The sequence below is a fragment of the Maribellus mangrovi genome (assembly GCF_037646455.1).
Classification (GTDB): domain Bacteria; phylum Bacteroidota; class Bacteroidia; order Bacteroidales; family Prolixibacteraceae; genus Draconibacterium; species Draconibacterium mangrovi_A.
The window spans coordinates 635,799-654,265 of the sequence record NZ_JBBIXN010000001.1 but is presented as its reverse complement, the minus strand read 5'-3'; the positions used below and the strand labels follow the sequence as shown (position 1 = coordinate 654,265).

The 18,467-nt window shown below is 42.6% G+C and carries 17 protein-coding genes; 2 read left to right on the top strand and 15 right to left on the bottom strand.

Annotated elements, in window-relative coordinates; translation table 11 throughout:
- Window positions 1–48 precede the first annotated feature (48 nt).
- The 6 genes from WFY05_RS02440 to WFY05_RS02415 all read right to left on the bottom strand — a co-directional run bounded on the left by WFY05_RS02440 (window position 49) and on the right by WFY05_RS02415 (window position 6,875).
- Entirely contained in the window at window positions 49–678 is a 630-nt protein-coding gene (locus tag WFY05_RS02440) for a deoxynucleoside kinase (RefSeq protein ID WP_340111130.1), read from the bottom strand.
- A gap of 294 nt (window positions 679–972) precedes the next feature.
- Window positions 973–1,455: a hypothetical protein gene (locus WFY05_RS02435; protein WP_340111129.1), complete on the bottom strand. Its 483-nt coding sequence runs from the start codon at window positions 1,453–1,455 to the stop codon at window positions 973–975.
- 250 nt (window positions 1,456–1,705) lie between these two features.
- The gene (gene pnp, locus WFY05_RS02430; RefSeq protein ID WP_340111128.1) at window positions 1,706–4,000 is read right to left on the bottom strand and encodes a polyribonucleotide nucleotidyltransferase; all 2,295 of its coding nucleotides are present in this window, start codon (window positions 3,998–4,000) and stop codon (window positions 1,706–1,708) included.
- 100 nt (window positions 4,001–4,100) lie between these two features.
- Window positions 4,101–4,370: a 30S ribosomal protein S15 gene (gene rpsO / locus WFY05_RS02425; protein WP_340111127.1), complete on the bottom strand. Its 270-nt coding sequence runs from the start codon at window positions 4,368–4,370 to the stop codon at window positions 4,101–4,103.
- 391 nt (window positions 4,371–4,761) lie between these two features.
- Window positions 4,762–5,511, bottom strand: coding sequence for a hypothetical protein (locus WFY05_RS02420; RefSeq protein ID WP_340111126.1), 750 nt, complete (start codon window positions 5,509–5,511; stop codon window positions 4,762–4,764).
- 86 nt (window positions 5,512–5,597) lie between these two features.
- Window positions 5,598–6,875, bottom strand: coding sequence for a DUF4153 domain-containing protein (locus WFY05_RS02415; protein WP_340111125.1), 1,278 nt, complete (start codon window positions 6,873–6,875; stop codon window positions 5,598–5,600).
- Window positions 6,876–6,935: 60 nt separating this feature from the next.
- Between WFY05_RS02415 and WFY05_RS02410 the strand changes: the two genes are divergently transcribed.
- Window positions 6,936–7,547, top strand: a complete 612-nt coding sequence (locus WFY05_RS02410; RefSeq protein ID WP_340111124.1) for a DUF5004 domain-containing protein — start codon at window positions 6,936–6,938, stop codon at window positions 7,545–7,547.
- Here the strand turns inward: WFY05_RS02410 and kynU are convergent.
- From kynU to WFY05_RS02370, 8 genes are all read right to left on the bottom strand, one after another.
- On the bottom strand, window positions 7,540–8,820 hold the full coding sequence (gene kynU / locus WFY05_RS02405) for a kynureninase (protein ID WP_340111123.1): 1,281 nt from the start codon (window positions 8,818–8,820) through the stop codon (window positions 7,540–7,542). The two genes, WFY05_RS02410 and kynU, sit on opposite strands and share 8 nt — an antisense overlap.
- On the bottom strand, window positions 8,821–9,552 hold the full coding sequence (locus WFY05_RS02400; RefSeq protein WP_340111122.1) for an SGNH/GDSL hydrolase family protein: 732 nt from the start codon (window positions 9,550–9,552) through the stop codon (window positions 8,821–8,823).
- A 220-nt stretch (window positions 9,553–9,772) separates the two neighbouring features.
- Window positions 9,773–11,008: a [FeFe] hydrogenase H-cluster maturation GTPase HydF gene (gene hydF / locus WFY05_RS02395; protein WP_340111121.1), complete on the bottom strand. Its 1,236-nt coding sequence runs from the start codon at window positions 11,006–11,008 to the stop codon at window positions 9,773–9,775.
- Window positions 11,009–11,123: 115 nt separating this feature from the next.
- The gene (locus WFY05_RS02390) at window positions 11,124–11,441 is read right to left on the bottom strand and encodes a hypothetical protein (RefSeq protein ID WP_340111120.1); all 318 of its coding nucleotides are present in this window, start codon (window positions 11,439–11,441) and stop codon (window positions 11,124–11,126) included.
- A gap of 188 nt (window positions 11,442–11,629) precedes the next feature.
- A complete protein-coding gene (locus WFY05_RS02385) occupies window positions 11,630–11,941 on the bottom strand; it encodes a hypothetical protein (RefSeq protein WP_340111119.1) in 312 nt (103 codons plus the stop codon).
- 190 nt (window positions 11,942–12,131) lie between these two features.
- Window positions 12,132–13,523 carry an aspartate ammonia-lyase gene (locus WFY05_RS02380; protein ID WP_340111118.1) on the bottom strand — a complete coding sequence of 464 codons (1,392 nt, stop codon included), beginning with the start codon at window positions 13,521–13,523 and terminating at the stop codon, window positions 12,132–12,134.
- A 35-nt stretch (window positions 13,524–13,558) separates the two neighbouring features.
- Complete coding sequence (hydG, locus tag WFY05_RS02375; RefSeq protein ID WP_340111117.1) at window positions 13,559–14,950, bottom strand: [FeFe] hydrogenase H-cluster radical SAM maturase HydG; 1,392 nt, start codon at window positions 14,948–14,950, stop codon at window positions 13,559–13,561.
- 29 nt (window positions 14,951–14,979) lie between these two features.
- Window positions 14,980–15,225 (bottom strand): TM1266 family iron-only hydrogenase system putative regulator, encoded by a 246-nt coding sequence (locus WFY05_RS02370; RefSeq protein WP_340111116.1) that lies wholly within the window; start codon window positions 15,223–15,225, stop codon window positions 14,980–14,982.
- Between the two features lie 323 nt (window positions 15,226–15,548).
- Between WFY05_RS02370 and hydE the strand changes: the two genes are divergently transcribed.
- The gene (gene hydE / locus WFY05_RS02365; RefSeq protein ID WP_340111115.1) at window positions 15,549–16,622 is read left to right on the top strand and encodes a [FeFe] hydrogenase H-cluster radical SAM maturase HydE; all 1,074 of its coding nucleotides are present in this window, start codon (window positions 15,549–15,551) and stop codon (window positions 16,620–16,622) included.
- Between the two features lie 11 nt (window positions 16,623–16,633).
- On the opposite strand, the gene WFY05_RS02360 is transcribed toward hydE, so the two are convergent.
- On the bottom strand, window positions 16,634–18,220 hold the full coding sequence (locus WFY05_RS02360; RefSeq protein WP_340111114.1) for a SulP family inorganic anion transporter: 1,587 nt from the start codon (window positions 18,218–18,220) through the stop codon (window positions 16,634–16,636).
- Window positions 18,221–18,467: the final 247 nt, after the last annotated feature.

Genomic DNA, 18,467 nt, shown 5'->3' with positions numbered 1-18,467 from the left:
AAAAATATAAAGCTTTTTAAGAAATAAAAGCCGCTAAGCAGGTTTTTATCACAATATTAGACGGTTTATCCCCAATTCATATTTATGGTCGAAAATGGCGGATTTAAGGAGCTGATAATCGTCAGGTTTTTGGACAAAATCGATGTTGTTGATGTCGATGACCAGCACCGGAAATGTGAGCTTTTGTTTCAGAAAGCCAAAGTAGCCTTTTTCAATTTTTGAAAGGTATTCTGCTTTAATGTGTTTTTCGTAATCGCGCCCGCGGTGAGCAATGTTTTTCAACAGCTGCGGAACATCGGCATGCAGGTAAACGTACAAATCGGGTTTGGGCATCGATTCGGAAACCATATCGAAGATCTGGCGGAACAAATGGTATTCGTCGCCCTGCAAGGTATTTTGCGCAAAAATGGCAGTTTTCGAAAAATAGTAATCCGAAATCAGAAAGGAGTAGAAAAGATCGAGGTTCAGGATCTCCTTTTTAATTTGCTTGTACCGATCGGCTAAAAACGACAACTCGAGTGGAAAGGAATAACGCTCCTGATCTTCATAGAATTTAGGAAGAAAAGGATTGTCGGCAAATTGTTCCAACACCAATTTGGCATTGAAATCATTGGCGATCATACCCGAGAGTGTAGTTTTGCCGGCTCCGATATTTCCTTCGATAACAAGAAACTGCATGGATTATTTGCGTTATTTTTTAGAATTAAGGTTTTTCAAATTTAATGCATTACCTGCGGTTTTAATAAAGAATAAGAGTGTACAACTAAATGAAAATGTGTGTCATTTTTCTTTGAATACTCACCCTGATAGTGTCTTCGACACAATCGTCCCTCTCTATGCATAGAGAGGGAGTAGAGGGAGAGTTAAAGAATTCACTCGTTATAAATAATTTAAATTTTTAGTTTAGCTTTTGTCAGCTTGAATTTCAAAAATAATGGCTTTTATCGATTCCGATCGGTAATGTTGATAATTCTACATGAGTTTTTTGTCGCTTCGTATTTTTTTATCTCGCGTACTGCCGGCAATGTACGAAATGATCAAGCCGGCAGAAATACCGATGCCAAACATTTCGAGTTTGTAGCTGGGTTGAAGCCAAAGTAAAAGCAAACCCAGGGCGGTGCCGCCAATTACCCCATACAAGGCATACAGGTAACTGTAGTAATACGGCGCGTAAAAACCGTGTACTTTTCGCATATGGTTTGAAAGGCGACTGATCAGCCGGTCGTACTCGCGGCGTTTTCGGCCCGGAACATCAACGGCAACATCAATGCTCTCCACGACTTCTGCAATATCGATCATTCTTCTTTTGCAATCGGGGCAAGAGATTGAAAACTCGTCAACACGCTCTATGTTTCGTTTAAATTCCTTAATTCTGAAAAACAGAATGTCTTTGTCGCGTGCGCTTTCCAGTTTGCTGTCAATTTTTGCAGTAATTCCTTCCGACCAGTTTCCCATGCTCGTTATTTTAATGCGAAGTTAGAAAAAGGAGAGGAAAGAGTTTAAAGTTTAAGGTTTAAAGTTCAGAGTTGTCTCAGTTTTAAGTTGGCAATTGGCAATGTACAGTTGGCAATCTCAGAACTCAGTTTTCTTTTTGGGAGTTAGCATTTTGACAATTTTTCAATTTAACCGTTTTCCAATTCTTTCCATAAAAAAACGCCCCACCAAACTGGCGGAGCGTTTATATCTATTTTGAAAATGTATTCAATTAATCGTTATCGCGGCGCGGGCGGAAGTCCCTGCGGTCGCCACCACGTCGGTCGTCGCGTCTGCGATCGTTACCACGTCGGTCGCCACCACGGAAATCCCTGCGGTCACCACCTCTTCGGTCACCACCACGGTTTTCTCTTGGCGGGCGCTCCACATAACCTTCAGGTTTTGGCAGCAGCACCTTGCGCGAAAGTTTCAGTTTACCGGTTTTTTCATCAACACCAATTAACTTCACTTCCATTTCTTCGCCTTCCTTGGTAAAGCTCTCCGGCGATTCTACGCGTTTCCAATCCATTTCAGAAACGTGAAGCAGGCCTTCTTTGCCTGGCAGGATTTCGATGAAAGCACCAAAAGACACAACCGATTTTACTTTACCCTGGTACACTTCACCTACTTCGGGAAGTGCGGTAATAGCTTTAATTTTTGCTTTAGCCGCTTCAATTGGCTCGAGTCCGGCTCCTGAAATCTGAACGATACCGGCATCGTCAACTTCTTCAATTACGATCACGGTTTCGGTTTCTTCCTGAATAGCCTGAATCACTTTTCCTCCGGGACCAATAATTGCACCGATCATATCTTTAGGAACCTGCACGGTTTCGATACGTGGTACATTTGGTTTGAAGTCCTCGCGAGGCTCGGGAATCACTTTCAGCATTTCGCCCAGTATGTGCAAACGGCCTTCTTTTGCCTGTTGCAATGCTTCGGCAAGTACTTCGTACGGAAGTCCGTCAACTTTAATATCCATCTGTGTTGCGGTAATACCGTCGGCAGTACCGGTTACTTTAAAGTCCATGTCGCCAAGGTGGTCTTCGTCACCCAGAATGTCAGAAAGGACGGCGTATTTTTCAGCTCCTTTATCGGTGATCAGTCCCATAGCGATACCTGATACCGGTTTTTTAATTTTCAAACCGCAGTCCATCAGTCCCATTGTTCCGGCACAAACAGTGGCCATCGACGATGAACCGTTTGATTCCAGAATGTCGGAAACTACACGAACAACATACGGAGTATCTTCAGGCAGCATTTTTTTCAAGGCACGGTGGGCGAGGTTACCGTGACCAATCTCGCGACGGCTGGTTCCGCGTGGCGTTTTAGGATCGCCTACACAGAATGGAGGGAAATTGTAATGTAAGAGAAATTTCTCTTTTCCCTGAACCGTTACCTGGTCGATAATTTTCTCATCCATTTTGGTACCCAAAGTAATCGACGTTAACGATTGAGTTTCTCCACGGGTAAAAATTGATGATCCGTGTGCTCCCGGAAGATAGTCAACTTCTCCCCAGATCGGACGGATCTGGTTGGTTGCTCGGCCATCCAGACGAATTGAATCGTCAAGGATCATGCGGCGCATAGCCTCTTTCTCTACATCGTGGTAGTAACGGCGAATGAGTTTTTCGTTGGCTTCAAGATCCAACTCCTCATTTCCGGCATTGGCCTCGAGGTAAGCTTCCACATATTCGTCAACAACAGCAGCAAACGAATCCATGCGTTCGCTTTTATTGGTGAGCTGTTTTTTTGCAATAGCGTATGCTTTTTCGTAAAGATCGGCTTTTACCTGTGCACGCAAGTCTTCGTCGTTGTTCTCGTGACTATATTCACGTTTAACAACACCCAGTTCTGCGGCCAGTTCTTCCTGAACCTTACAGTGCTTTTTAATTTCTTCGTGCGCTACTTTAATCGCTTCCAGCATTACTTCTTCCGAAACTTCATCCATTTCGCCTTCCACCATCATGATGTTGTCGAACGATGCTCCAACCATGATATCAAGGTCGGCTTTTTCGAGTTGCGAGTAAGTTGGGTTGATAATAAATTCGCCGCCAACGCGGCCTACGCGAACTTCTGAAATTGGTGTTTCAAAAGGAACGTCGGAAACCGAGATGGCTGCTGATGCTGCCAGTCCGGCTAAACAATCCGGCATTTCATCTTTTCCTGATGAGATGAGGGAGATCATTACTGCTGTTTCTGCATGATAGTCGTCCGGGAAAAGTGGACGCAGTGCACGGTCTACTAAACGTGCAACCAGAATTTCATCGTCACTCGGACGTGCTTCCCGTTTTAAGAAACCGCCCGGAAAGCGACCTGCGGCGGCGAATTTTTCGCGGTAATCAACTGATACCGGCATAAAATCTACATCTTCTTTGGCTTCTTTAGCTGATACAACCGTAGCCAGCAACATGGTGTCACCCATACGTACCACTACCGAGCCATCAGCCTGTTTGGCTAATTTGCCGGTTTCAATGGTAATCGACCTGCCATCTGCAAGTTCGATAGTCTTAACTGTTGCGTTTACCATAATTTCTAATAAATCTTTAAAGTTTAAATTACAATGGGTGGTGAGGATTTGCAATTTAAAAAAAGAAAGGCAATACCACTGCATTGCCTTTCAATATTATTTACTTACGTAAGTTCAATTCCTTGATAATCGCGCGATAACGTTCGATATCTTTTTTGATGAGGTAGTCGAGCAAACTTCTGCGCTTTCCTACCAACTTAATCAATGCACGACGAGTGCTGTGGTCTTTCTTGTTTTGTTTCAGGTGTTCTGTCAGGTGATTGATCCTGTGTGTGAACAATGCGATCTGACCTTCTGCACTCCCTGTGTCTGTAGCTGATTTGCCGTGTTTGGCAAACAACTCTTGTTTTTTCTCAGTTGTTAAATACATTTTTTAAAGAACTTAAGGTTATACAATGTTTAAGCCGCAGCATCGCTTTCAATAACAACAGCTTAAAATTAATTCGCCGCAAAAATAGATAAAAGTTTTTGATTTACAAACAGATACTTAAAAGATATCAACATCGATTTTATCTCGTCGAACAACACCAAAATAAGCCGTATTGTTGTTGATAAGTGTCAGATTTGCAGGTGATAATCTTCGGAAATTACGCTATTCACGATAACATGTTAATAACTAAGGGTTTAAATGACCAAAATTTTTCCGTTGTAATTTGTAATATTGTTGTACCCTTATTTTTTATCATTAATTACAGTTGAGGGGGTGGTCAGAGGGCTACCCTTTTCTTTTTGCCTAAACTGAACTTCGCACATTTTTTCCGTCATAATTCCAGCGTAGAATTAAAACTCACCATTGCACCCTGGTACTCAAAAAGTGCTGTCCACAATTGTTCCGACAAATTTATCTTTTCATCATTTCCGGGAGTGCGTGTATTTATTACATAAATTTCAAATTCACTCAAATCGGGCAGGGCAGGTCCTTTTTGCGCCAGTTCATCCAGTGTTTTTTCCGGATCGGCTATCAGGTTACCGATTTGGGTTTTCCAGTTCGCGCCGTAAAAAGTAAATAGTTTACTATTTTCCAGCATGTCGGAATAAATGATCAGGTAATAGCGGTCGGCTTCTTTCCTTTTCATTTTCAGCAGCTCGCGGGTTACCTTCTGATATATCTTTGATGCATCGGTACCCCAATCGGCTTCCTCCAAAACCGTGGCGAACGAATTTTTAAGGTCCTGGCTGAAACGTTGTACTTCATCACGGCGATTTAATGGATTTTCTCCCTGCATTCCGGTTTCAGCAGGAGCAATTTTTACGGTTTTCGATTTCGAATCGGATACTTCATTGATCAGCGAAAGCTTGATCTCAGCCCCCGAATACCCACCATCTTCTGCATCAAGCTTCATCAACCTGAGAAATTTGGGCAGGTTATCTTCCACAAAAGTGTCATCCTTAAATTTTTCGTCGGTAACATCTATAAGCACACAGATCTGCGTGTTTTGGACTTCCTCATTCTGACAGGAAATACCGATCAAAACAAGTACTAAAGCGTATATATAACTTTTGATTTTCATGGTGGCTTCTGTTTTTTAGTAAGACTCTGAAAATTGATCAGATAGATTTAATTCCTGTACTATTTTTCTGAGATTTTATTTTCAGCTTACATCGATTCGACCGGGTTTGCAAAATGACCATTCAGGTCGGGCAACATGTCTCCCCACGACTTTGGTTGTTTGTGGTTATTTCTGAATGTCAGGTTGGTGTCGCGATAATTAAAAATTGCCTCCTTATAATGCGAATTGATTTTGCGTTCCATTCCCTGGCAAAAGGCGAAGATCTTATTGTAATCGCCCTGTATTTCAGTTCTTTGAGATTTTAGATACTGAAGCCTGTTTTTCAGCTTTTCCACTTTTTCTGAAAATTCTTTTTGAATGCGTTTTCGTTCTACATCGAAATGTTCTTTTTCGACTGCCCGTTTATCGCTCACTTCTTTTTGAAGTTGCATAAACTGTTCTTCCTCGCTGTGGTATTTCCTGTAAACGGTTGCAAATTCATGGCTGCTGTCGTGCGCAAAAAATGAAGCCATGGTACCTACCATAAACAAAATGACTCCAATGGTAAAAAAGGTCCACTGATCGAGGAACAATTGCGATTCCTGAACGCCCAGTTCAGACAGGTAGTTTGTGCGAAGGAGTGCCGTAAAGTAGCTGATCGTCCCTACGGTTAAAAACAAGGCTACAAACACAAAAGGATAAATGCTGCGTTCTTTTGATTGTTTCAAAACTTTGCCCGAGGCATGCGCCAGAAAGGGCAGGGTGATAACCAGAACGCCGGCCATAATAAGTGTTAGAAGTGGCGTCTCGCGGAATGAAATGAAAACCTGGTTGTTCAAGGGGAACTCGGCAATTCCGATACCGAACAGCAATAAAATATAGGCCCAGTAAGGCTTAAACTGTATGTTCAGTTCATGGCGATTGTGTTTCACGGTGACCTGTTCCCAGCGGGTTCTGATCTTTTCGAATCGTTTTTTACCGGTTTGATAGTGTGGCGAATTCTCAATGTCTTTCACCATGTCGAGGTGGTTGATGTTGAGTTCGTTAATTTGATGGTTCTTGGCTGTTTCTACTTCCGACAAAAGTTGTTCGATCTTTTGCTGATCAAGTTCTGTGAGTTCCTGTTCAACGGTTTTTAGTCGTTTTTCACTTAAATCGTTCAAGGCTTGCTGTCCCGTTTGATACAAGGCTTCCACTTCGGCTTGGTATTTATTACGTATTTCATGCTCCACAGGAGTGGTAAAATCATCGTCTACGGCAGGCAGGTTTCGTTTGCCATCCTCTTCACCTTTTTCTTTGCTTTTACTAAGTTGCAAGCGATGATTTTCGGACAAATTACTTTCGAGGGTCGACTGGTATTTGCTGAAAAAATTGTCTGTTTCCATGGCTTTATGGTTTTAAATCAGTACTGTATAAAACGATTAACCCAAGTTTAAAGTATTCAAATGCAGTTTAATACACGAGTAATTTCGTTTATCCGATTCAAAATGTCGGTGAAACGTTACAGAGCTTCGACAAAATATTTGAATGTAGATAATGACTCTGAGCTTTTTGTGTTTATAAAAGCGGGCGGTATTAAACTTTTACCCGGCATATACGTCAAAAGAAAATACACGTGTATTATGGTACCTGCTTCACTATTTTCGAAATTTGTAAATTGGCTAAAGTCGCCCGAGGGTTTTGGCTCCGTTTCCAAAAGCATTCCGGGTGAGTGGCAACTTTACGAGTATTACGTCGATTTAAAGGAAGATCTGATCAATTTGAAGGAGGCGGACTTGAAGAATAACAAAGAGTCGTTGAAAATTGAGTTTAGCGATGACGAGCAATTTGAAGTTGAAGCGCAATTGCCATTATCTGTTTTCAAGGAAGTCGAAAAAGGGACCTGGAGCATTCATCGTAATTTTATTACATTCATTCACCCTTCAGATTTCCGAAAAAACATTGAATTCCAGTTTGCATTTTATAAAGGTGATCTGAAATTGCTGAAAAAGGATGAAGCCGGAAAGATTGATTTCTTTGGCTTTTTCCGACAGCCTGAAAAGGAGAAGCTTAAGTAACTTCCGATCTTTCGTCTCCGTAATTTTCGTATTCCTTAGTTTTCACGATCTCTTGCAGCCGCCTAACAGTTTGCCAAACTTCTGTAAATGTGGTGTAAAGTGGTGTAAATCCAAAACGTATATTATCGGGCTCGCGAAAATCAGGTATAATTTTTATGGCTGAAGTTTTTGGCTGGATAAGTGCCTGACAAATGCGATAGGCTTCCCTGTGCTTTAGGGAAACATGCGATCCTCTTTGGTTTGCATCGTCCGGCGATCCTAATGTAAAGCCAGGTTCAACGAGTTCCGAAACAACCAACGAAATAAAGAATTCCGAAAGTTTGATGCTTTTATCATGAATATTTCCGATTCCTGCATCGTTGATCATATCAACCCCGGGTTCGATGGCCATCAGGTTCAGAACAGGTGGGGTACCGGTAAGGAATTTTCGAATACCCTTTGCCGGCCGATAGTTCAGGTCGAACTCAAAAGGCCTTGCATCTCCAAACCATCCCTGAACCGGGGAATTAAGTTTCTCCTGCAGCTCTTTTCGAACGTATAAAAAAGCTGGCGATCCCGGACCTCCGTTCAGGTATTTGTAGGTGCAACCAACTGCCATATCGGCCCCTGACTGATTGAGTTCGATCTCTACCGCACCCGCTACATGACTTAAGTCCCAAAGTACCAATGCGCCCATATCATGTGCATATTGAGTAATTTCGTCGAGCGGATACATAAATGCACTTTTAAACGCAACCAGGGAAAGCACTACCAGCGCTGTTTTTTTGGTGATCTTCGATTTTATTTCTTCTGTTTTGATGCTGATCCCATCGTGTGTTCGGGCAAGTTCAAGTGTATAATCAGAGTCAAATTCTTTGATCAAACCCTGTAAGATGTAAAGATCGGTCGGGAAATTGAGTTCATCGCTTACAATGTTGGTTTTTCCCTTTTGGTATTTTAACGCTGCGTGCGCCAGTTTGTAAAGATTCAGCGATGTGCTGTCGGAAACAATAACTTCTCCCGGAGAAGCGCCAATGATGGGTGCGATCTTATCGCCAAGTTGAGCCGGCTTTTGGTACCAGTTACGGTTCCAGCTTTCAATCAGTTTGGTGCCCCACTGCTTTTCAACTACTTCAGAAAGTAATGTTTTAGTCGTGTTGGGAAGACGACCCAATGAATTTCCATCGAGGTAAATCGTATCGTCCGATTCAATGAAAAATTGTTTTCTGAAGTGTTTTAAAAGGTCCTGCTGGTCCATTTCTTCAGCGATTTGTCTGCTCCGGTTTACGTTCATTTATTTTTGACTTTCGAGTATTTCTGTGGCTTCGGGAAGTATTTTATCAACCCATCGCCGGTACATTTCTCCCGATGGATGCAAGCCATCGCCTGCCACAAGCTTTTCATCGTTCAACGCTTCGCGCGAAATAGCTGTTATATCTACATATCGTGCATTGGCCTGCTGTGTTTCCTCTGAATTGATGGTATTAAACGCATCGATCTCTTTCGCAATTTTTTCAGGATCGCGACTTTTCCCAAAAGGTGTCACGCCATAATCGGGGATTGAAATTACAATAACATTTTGTGTTTGGGAACCGGCAAAATCAATGGTAGTTTGCAGCAACTCTTTAAATTCGCTCCGGTATTCATCCGCACTTCTGCCCCGGTACTGGTTATTTACCCCAATCAACAGTGTTACGAGATTATATGATTCATCCAGGTTTTCGTTTTTAATGGCAGCAGCCAGTTCATCGGTAGTCCAACCGGTTCGGGCAACAATTTTTGCAGGCTTCACATCAAAACCTTCATTCCTAAGTCCCTGAACCAGTTGCACGGGAAATCGCTGGTCTTCGCTCACGCTTTCACCAATGGTATAAGAATCGCCCAGCGCAAGGTAGCTAAAGGCTGACTCGTCATTTTCTGCTTGATCTGTATCTCTTTCCGGCTGATCATTCATAATTTCAGATGCTGTCTTATCTGTACAGGCCAGTCCAATGAAAACAAAAAGTATAAATAATAATCGATTCATTTTTAAGTTTCTTTTTGTCTTTCAACAACTCAGAATGGTTTTAGGTTTGAAAACTCGTACAATGCTTTTTCGTCTCTTACTTCCAACGTCATTCGGACTACGCGTTTTGGTAAAAGTAGTAAACCTGGCAACACTTGTCTTAATTTTGATATTTAAATCGTAAGTATTGAAGAGTAAAATTCAATGGTTGATCGGAATCGATTAGAATGTAGGTGAGTGTTTAGTTTTCTTTCGAAGTTACTGTGTTATATACTTCAAGTGCCGCCGGAAAGGGTTGCAATGCCCGTTCGAAAATGCCAAGCGAATAGGCAATGGTCAGACCGTAATTGGTAATGGGAACTTCTGCTGCACGGGCTTTCATAATGCGGCTCAACATGGCACGTCGGTTCCAGGTGCAGGCGCCACAGTGAATGATCAGTTTGTATTCGGAAATGTTCGCCGGGAAATCATGGCCGCGGATGTTGTCGATTTGAAGTTTACCGCCAACATATTGGGTTAACCATCGTGGAATTTTTACCGTTCCAATGTCTTCGCCAATAGGATGATGTGAGCAGGCTTCGGCAATCAGCACTTTGTCGCCGGTTTGAAGTTTGTCGATGGCCATCGCTCCTTTTACCATTTCGAGCAAGTCGCCCTGAAAACGTGCAAACAGGATGGAAAATGAAGTCATCGGTATTTCGGGAGGTGTATCGGCGGCAACTTTCAAAAAAGCTTGCGAGTCGATAACCACCAGTTTGGGCGGTTTTTTGAAACGTGACAGTGCCTCGCGTAATTCCCGCTCTTTTACCACCAACGAAAAAGCATCGTTATCCAGTAAATCCCGAATACTTTGTACCTGCGGAAGAATCAAACGTCCTTTCGGAGCTTCCTTGTCGATGGGAACGACCAGGACTGCCATCTCACCGGCTCCAACAAGATCAGCAAGAATGGTTGGCCGCTCGATAAAATCGGCAGGTGCCGATCGAAGCAATAACTGACGCAGATCGGCGATTCCCAGTTCGCTTAATACTGAGGTTTGAACGTATTTGATTTTTACTGAATCGAGCGTTGAACTTATCGAAATATCTTCAGGGTGAACATCGATTTTATTGAATACAACAATGAAAGGAATATCGCGGCTTTTAAACTCGCCCATGAGCATTTCTTCGTATTTGCCCCACTCCTTAAAATTCGAGACGATAACACCCAGATCTGTGCGGTCGAAGACAGCCAGAGTTTTGGCTACCCTTTTTTCGCCCAAAGCCCCAACATCGTCAATTCCAGCTGTATCGATAAACAGCACCGGGCCAAGCGGCAGCAGTTCCATAGGTTTTTCCACCGGATCGGTAGTGGTTCCGGCAACTTCGGAAACAATGGAAACATCCTGATGCGTAAGTGCATTTAAAATGCTCGATTTACCGGCATTTCTACGACCGAATATCCCAATGTGTAAACGAAATGTTTTTGGTGCCCTCATTATTTCTTGATTTCGCTGGTGAAATTAAGCATTCGAAATCGATCCCGCAACGATCCACGAAAAAAGGTGTCCGTCAGTCGACAAACACCTTTTAAGTATTTTTAGTTGGTGGAAATTATTTACCTCCGCCGCAACATTTTTTCGCGGTTGATTCTTTCTCACCACATGTTTTTCCGCTGGCTGCACAGCTTTTCTTTTGTGCTTCGGTGCATCCGGTTGATTTTTTAGCATCTGCCGATTTTTTTGCAGCAGTAGCTTTCTTTTCAGTTTTTTTCTTTTTCTCTTTTTCTTCATCAGAAATTGAGATATTACTGTTGTCGTCAGCAACGATGCTAACTTTTGATTTTTCGCTAACAATTGTCTTTGCAGTTGTGTTAGCCATTGATACTCCGTACACTGCAACCAATGCCAGTACTAACAGGATTTTTTTCATTGAAATAAATGTTAAAGGTTAATATAAAAATAAATAACTAATGTTCAGTATTCGTAAATAATTGATTCATAAACGTTTGTAAGATAGTGTTTTTTGTGAAATAATAACAAATCAGCGATCGGGAAATAAAAAAACCGTCTGTCATATCTGACAAACGGTCTTCTATATATTACTGAGGTTAATTTGTCTTATTTACCTCCGCATCCGCCGCTTTTAGCTTCAGCTGTTTTTTTAGTGTCGCATCCGTCACCTTTTTTTGCCGACTTCTCACCAGCACATCCTTCTGATTTTGCTGATTTTTCGCCGCTGCATCCTTTAGCTTCAGATTTAGCTTCACTCTTTGTAGCTTTTTTCTCTTTTTCTTTTTCTACTTCTGAATTGTTAGTAACATCAGCAACAACGGTTACGTCGTCAGTAACAGATACAACAGTCGCTTGTGTTGTTGCCATCGATATTCCATATACTGCAACCAGTGCTAAAACCAATAATACTTTTTTCATGATTTACTTTTTTAAAGTTATAAAATAATAAAATAGCTTTTTGTCTCAATGTTGCAGCAATATAAAGAATATCGACAAATAAAACCAAATAAAATATTAAGATATTTAAGTATAATTTAAACTGAAATATATAAAACCCAGTAAATGAGTGGTTTGCGTGATTGTTAATGAGCTGTTAATGACGGCTGTATTAGTCTCCTAATCGACAGACCTGTTCCGGTGTGATAAGCTGGTTGTATTCCGCTACTGTCAGCACTTGTAGTGATAAAATGGCTTCCCAGATGCTTATCTTTTTTTCTTGTGCCAAAGCTGTTATTTCGCTGGCTTTGCTGTAACCTATTTTTGGAATCAAAGCTGTTACTGTAGCTGTTGAATTTTCGATGTGTCGTTTGCACTCTTCTTCATTTGCACGAATCCCTGCAATGCACTTTTCGCTGAAAATCCTGCCGGCATTAGCCAGTAAGGAAATCGATTCAAGCAGAGCGTTTGCAATTAATGGCATAAACTGGTTGAGTTCGAGGTTGCCGGAACTGCAGGCCTGAGCAATGATTTGATCGTTACTCATTACTTTCATTGCAGCCTGCGCGACCGCCTCAGGAATTACCGGATTTATTTTTCCGGGCATGATTGAAGATCCTGCCTGAAGTTCGGGCAGTGAAATTTCGCCAATTCCGGCATCCGGTCCGCTAGCCATTAAACGTAAATCGTTACTGATTTTAAGTAAGTTGCCGGCACAAGCTTTCAGGATTCCTGAAACCTCGATAAAGACATCCACATTTTGAGTGGTGTCGATCAGGTTTTCGCTCCGGGCCAATCCAATATTTGTGTTTTCACGCAATTGATCCACAACGCGAAAAATAAATTTTTTGGGTGCCCCAAGTCCTGTACCGATGGCTGTTCCGCCGAGGTTGACTACCCGCAGGCGTTCTTCGCATTTATAGATTCGCCAACGATCGCGGTTAAAAGCCTCGGCGTATGCACTCATTTCGCGCCCAAGTGTGGTGAGCACAGCATCCTGTAGTTGTGTGCGTCCAATTTTTACGATGTGGGCAAATTCTTTTTCTTTTTGTTGAAAAGCTTCCTGCAAAGCGAGGATATTTTGTTCCAGTTCGCGAAGCAAAAGAATTGCTGCCAGCTTCAGGGCAGTAGGATAGGTATCGTTGGTGCTTTGATGAAGATTGATATCATCTAGTGGGGAGACAAGCGAATATTCTCCGGCTTTTTTGCCCAAAAGTTGTAATGCCCGGTTGGCAATTACCTCATTAATATTCATGTTTGTTGAGGTACCTGCACCTCCTTGCAAAGCATCAACAACAACATATTCCATCAGAAGTCCCTGCGCCATTTCAGAACAAGCTTGCTCGATGGCTGAAGCTTTTTCCGCATCTTCCCAATAAGCAAGTTTATTGTTCACCTGGGCACAAGCCAGTTTTACTTCGCCATAAGCTTTTATCAGTTCCGAATGAACCACTTGCTTACTAATCGGAAAATTCTCAACGGCTCGTGCAGTATGAATTCCCCAAAGTGCATCTGCCGGAATTTGTTTGGTACCTAATTGGTCTGATTCAGTTCTGGTATTCATAGTTAATCTTGCCTAAGTTAATAAAAGATAGAGGTTTAGCAGTATACGTCATCTCTTCCGGCTTCTACGCGTTTTACCAGTTTTTCGGCGCGTTGACGGGCGATGCCATCCATTTCAGTAATGGATTTCTGAATGAGTTCGTTGCCGACCGTTACAGTTTCGGAACTGGCAAAATTTTGAAGGTACTCTTTAAATGAACTCAGCGCATTCGGAGCACAGTGCAATTTAATATCGCCGGGTTTTGCCAGGTCCATAAAATCCTGACCGGTTCGACCCAAACGGTAACATGCGGTACAAAACGAAGGAATGTAACCCATTGATGCTACATCGCGAATGACCTCGTCGAGTGAGCGATGATCGCCAAGACTAAACTGACCGGAAATTTCGTCATCTTCCTCGTAACCGCCCGGATTTGTTTTGCTGCCGGCTGAAATCTGGCTCACACCAAGTGCAAAGGTATCCTGTCGCATTTTGGCCGTTTCGCGGGTCGACATAATTATACCTGTATAGGGAACTGCCAAACGCAAAATGGCTACTATTTTTCTGAAATCGATATCGGAAACAGGGAACGGCGGATGCGAAGCCAGGTCACTGTTGGTAGCAGGCTCCATTCGTGGGACGCTGATGGTGTGCGGACCTACTCCAAACTTCTCTTCCAGTTCATTAATGTGCTGCATCATCGCCAGGATCTCGAAGCGGTAATCGAACAAACCAAAAAGCACGCCGATACCAACATCGTCGATTCCGGCTTCCATGGCGCGGTGCAGGGACCAAACCCTCCAGTTGTAGTCGCGCTTTTTCCCACCGACATGCACCTTTTTATAAGATTCACGGTGGTAAGTTTCCTGGAAGATCTGGTAGGTTCCGATGTTTGCGGCTTTTAAACGTTTAAACTCGTCGGTGGTTAATGGAGCAACATTAACATTCACTCGCCGAATCTCGCCATGTTCTGACTTAACATCGTAAATTGTTTTCACCGAATCAAGGACATATTGAAGCCCTTCTTTGGGGTAAGACTCACCGGCAACCAGCAAAATACGTTTGTGCCCCTGCCTGATCAATACATCTACTTCGCGGGCAATGTGCGCCTGTGAAAGGGCATGTCGGTCGATGGCTTTATTGGTGGCACGAAATGCACAGTACAGGCATTCGTTGGCGCAAAGGTTCGAAATATAAAGCGGAGCGAACAACACCAGACGCTTTCCATAAATGGTTTCCTTAACACGATTGGCCGTGTCGAACAATTCGGCCAGCATTTCAGGACTGCTGATCGAAGTCAGTATAGCTACATCGTTAAGGTCGAGGCCCTTCATTTCGGCGGCTTTGGCCAATACTTCTTTAACCTGCTTAGGTTCGGTATTTTTACTGTTTTCCAGTGCTTCCCATACTTTTTTTTCGTTGATAAAATCGGCTTCTACTTGGTACATGGTTGTTGTTTATGGTTGATTGAAAGCTTTTATTTTTTTGCAAGTCCTGATTTTACTGAAACTCCCGTAATCGATCCCAATTTTCCGGTGAGTTTTCCGAGTTCGTCGGTAGTAGCATCAATCACAAGCGTGATCACTGAAGTTTTTTCTTTGATGTGGGGCAGCCCGGTGCGTGTCAGGATCAGGTCAGAAAAATCGCTCAAAATAGTATTTACAATGCCCGCGCACTTTTCGCGATCCTCGATGATAATTCCCACAAAACCCAGTCGTTTCATTTTTTTAAAGTACTGAGATTAATAGTACTGAGTATTGAGTACAAAGTAATTCGTAATCAGACTAAAAATCGGTTAGACAAATAAATTCTGCAGGAAAAGTTGAGATACGGGAATAAAAAGACTTTTGCCTTTTTACTTTACACGTTTGTCTTGTTTTCCCTAAAGTCAGCTTTTGCCTTCCCGCAGGATCGTTACAAAATTAGCTTATTTTTCACTTTAGTTCATGATTTTTATCGTCATGCAGTTATGTTTTTAAGCTTACTTAAAAGAAAGTTGAGGAACTACACATTTGCCGTCAGAATTTGCTTCTAAAAATCTTATTTTTGAACAAATTTTTTGAATTGAATAAAGAAGAAATCATAAAATTTCTAAAGAGTAAGGATGAAGATCGCACTCAACTTTTAAAACGATCGCAAGAGGTTAAGATTCGGGAAGTGGGTAATAAAGTTTATTTCCGCGGACTAATCGAGTTCTCGAATATTTGTTCGAAAGATTGCCTGTATTGTGGCATCCGAAAAGGGAATGCGAAGGTGTTGCGTTATAATGCCACTGATGAGCAGATTTTGGAAGCCTGCCGTTTTGCCTGGGAAAACGATTTTGCTTCGGTGGTGTTGCAATCGGGAGAATTGTCTTCGCCGGCTTTTGTTGAAAGAGTAGATTCCTTGCTGAAAAAGATCAAACAGTTATCGAATGACGAGCTCGGTATCACATTGAGTTGCGGCGAGCAAAGTATGGAAACGTACCGGCGCTGGTTCAAAAGCGGGGCACACCGGTATTTGCTGCGTATAGAATCGAGCAAACGTGAATTGTATTACAAGATTCATCCTAAAAATGAAATTCATTCTTTTGAAAAGCGTGTGGAAGCACTTGGATTTCTGAAAGAAGCCGGCTACCAGGTGGGTACCGGTGTAATGATCGGCCTGCCTTTTCAAAGCTACGAAGACCTGGCGGATGATCTCTTGTTCATGAAAAAACTGGACATTGATATGTGTGGAATGGGACCATACATTGAACATGAAGACACTCCGTTATACAAGTACCGGAATTTGCTGAAAAGCAAGCAGGAGCGTTTCGATCTGGCACTGAACATGATCGCAGTTTTGCGTTTGTTAATGCCAGATATCAATATAGCCGCAGCGACAGCTTTACAGGCTATCGATCCTGCAGGGCGTGAAAAGGCACTGGCGGTTGGTGCCAATGTGATCATGCCTAACCTGACTCCCTGCAAATACCGCGAAGAATACAAGTTGTACGAGAATAAACCTTGTTTGGATGAAGACGCCGAGTTGTGCCGCAATTGTTTGGAAGCCCGGATTGAACTGGCCGGAGCCGAGATCGGTTTTAAAGAATGGGGTGACTCCAGGCATTTTTTCAATCGGACAAAATCCAACTTATAATCTGTTCTGAATTATCCGGCTTTTTGTTTGGTTAAGCGATTGTAATGGTCGATAGCCACAAAATAGTTTGGATCTTCCACTACGTTTACATCGCAAATCTTTTCGGCCTTTTTTACCAGTTTAATACAGTCTTTACTAAGATGACGCAGGTGAATGGTTTTTCCGACTTTCTGGTAGCGCTCGGCAAGTTTGTTTACCGCTTCAATAGCCGACTGGTCCATGATGCGCGATTCCTTAAAATCAACGATGACTTCATACGGATCATTTTGAACATCGAATTTGGTTTGGAACAGCGTGGTTGATCCAAAAAACAGCGGGCCAAAGATCTCGTAATGTTTTATGCCATGCTCGTCGATGCTTTTACGGGCACGGATACGTTTGGCGTTTTCCCATGAGAAAACCAGTGCCGACACGATTACTCCGGCCAAAACAGCGATGGCCAGGTCGAAAATCACCGTAAGTCCGGTTACCAGAACGATAACAATTAAATCGGATACCGGAATTTTATTGATGATATTAAAGGTGCTCCAGGCAAAAGTCCCGATCACTACCATAAACATTACACCAACAAGTGCGGCAATCGGTATCATTTCAATGTAGGTTGATGCAAAAAGAATAAACATCAGCAGCATGATGGCAGCAACAATACCTGAAAGCCGTCCGCGTCCGCCCGATTTGATGTTGATGATGCTTTGTCCGATCATCGCACAGCCGCCCATTCCGCCAAAAAATCCGTTCACAATGTTAGCGGTTCCCTGTGCCACACATTCGCGGTTACCACTACCTCGGGTTTCGGTGAGTTCGTCAACCAGGTTAAGGGTCATCAACGACTCGATCAAACCTACGGCAGCCAGAATCAGCGAATACGGAAGGATCAGTTTCAGTGTTTCGATATTGAAGGGGATAACCGGTACATTGAACGTTGGAAGTCCGGCTTTGATGCCCCGGCCACCACCGGCCTGAATAAATGATTTTACAGTCTCGGTTTCAATGTTTCCAAAGATCACTATGGCTGAAACCACAAGAATTCCAACCAATGCAGCCGGAATGGCTTTGCTTAATTTGGGCAGGAAATACATGATCGCCATAGTCAGGGCAACCAACCCGAGCATAATATACAGCGATGTTCCGTGTAGCCACTCGCCGCCCGATTTAAACATATTTAACTGTGAAAGAAAAATGACAATCGCGAGTCCGTTCACAAAACCCATCATTACCGAATGTGGTACCAGACGGATAAATTTTCCGAGTTTAAAAACACCAAACAGACTTTGTATGATCCCTGCAAGTATTAAAGCTGCAAAAAGGTGCTGAAGTCCCTGCATATCGCCCAAAGCATTTCCTTTCTGAACGAGACTTACCATGACTACTGCCATTGCTCCTGTGGCTCCAGAAATCATTCCCGACCGACCCCCAAATATCGAGGTTACAAGGCCCATCATAAAGGCACCGTATAATCCAACAATTGGCGAAACGCCTGCAACGAAGGCAAAAGCTACTGCTTCAGGTACCAAAGCGAGCGAAACGGTTAATCCCGAAAGGATGTCGTCTTTGATGGTTCCCTGTTTTTTATCGATAAATTGAAATTGAAACTTCATGCTCGTTTACTTTTCAGAACACCTGTGTCTATCTTGTGCGAGCAGGTGACATTCCTGTCGGTTGGTGTTCTTCTATTCTATTTTTACTTGTTCTAAATAATTCTTTAAACCAGCGCGTGAAAATAGAGCTAAATATGTGAAATATGTTCTACAGCATAATATTTTCGGTAATGTTAATATTGAGGTAAACTGATCAATAGTGCGTTTATCTGCTTCAATAGTAGGTGAGTAATTCTTCTGATCATTT

Coding starts and splice junctions, on each gene's coding strand:
- WFY05_RS02435 (WP_340111129.1), bottom strand. CDS start 1,455: ATGGGAAACTGGTCGGAAGGAATTACTGCAAAAATTGACAGCAAACTG.
- WFY05_RS02440 (WP_340111130.1), bottom strand. CDS start 678: ATGCAGTTTCTTGTTATCGAAGGAAATATCGGAGCCGGCAAAACTACA.
- WFY05_RS02360 (WP_340111114.1), bottom strand. CDS start 18,220: ATGAAGTTTCAATTTCAATTTATCGATAAAAAACAGGGAACCATCAAA.
- kynU (WP_340111123.1), bottom strand. CDS start 8,820: ATGAACGTAAACCGGAGCAGACAAATCGCTGAAGAAATGGACCAGCAG.
- rpsO (WP_340111127.1), bottom strand. CDS start 4,370: ATGTATTTAACAACTGAGAAAAAACAAGAGTTGTTTGCCAAACACGGC.
- WFY05_RS02385 (WP_340111119.1), bottom strand. CDS start 11,941: ATGAAAAAAGTATTATTGGTTTTAGCACTGGTTGCAGTATATGGAATA.
- WFY05_RS02370 (WP_340111116.1), bottom strand. CDS start 15,225: ATGAAACGACTGGGTTTTGTGGGAATTATCATCGAGGATCGCGAAAAG.
- pnp (WP_340111128.1), bottom strand. CDS start 4,000: ATGGTAAACGCAACAGTTAAGACTATCGAACTTGCAGATGGCAGGTCG.
- hydG (WP_340111117.1), bottom strand. CDS start 14,950: ATGTACCAAGTAGAAGCCGATTTTATCAACGAAAAAAAAGTATGGGAA.
- hydF (WP_340111121.1), bottom strand. CDS start 11,008: ATGAGGGCACCAAAAACATTTCGTTTACACATTGGGATATTCGGTCGT.
- WFY05_RS02420 (WP_340111126.1), bottom strand. CDS start 5,511: ATGAAAATCAAAAGTTATATATACGCTTTAGTACTTGTTTTGATCGGT.
- WFY05_RS02410 (WP_340111124.1), top strand. CDS start 6,936: ATGCAGTTTAATACACGAGTAATTTCGTTTATCCGATTCAAAATGTCG.
- WFY05_RS02380 (WP_340111118.1), bottom strand. CDS start 13,523: ATGAATACCAGAACTGAATCAGACCAATTAGGTACCAAACAAATTCCG.
- WFY05_RS02415 (WP_340111125.1), bottom strand. CDS start 6,875: ATGGAAACAGACAATTTTTTCAGCAAATACCAGTCGACCCTCGAAAGT.
- WFY05_RS02400 (WP_340111122.1), bottom strand. CDS start 9,552: ATGAATCGATTATTATTTATACTTTTTGTTTTCATTGGACTGGCCTGT.
- WFY05_RS02390 (WP_340111120.1), bottom strand. CDS start 11,441: ATGAAAAAAATCCTGTTAGTACTGGCATTGGTTGCAGTGTACGGAGTA.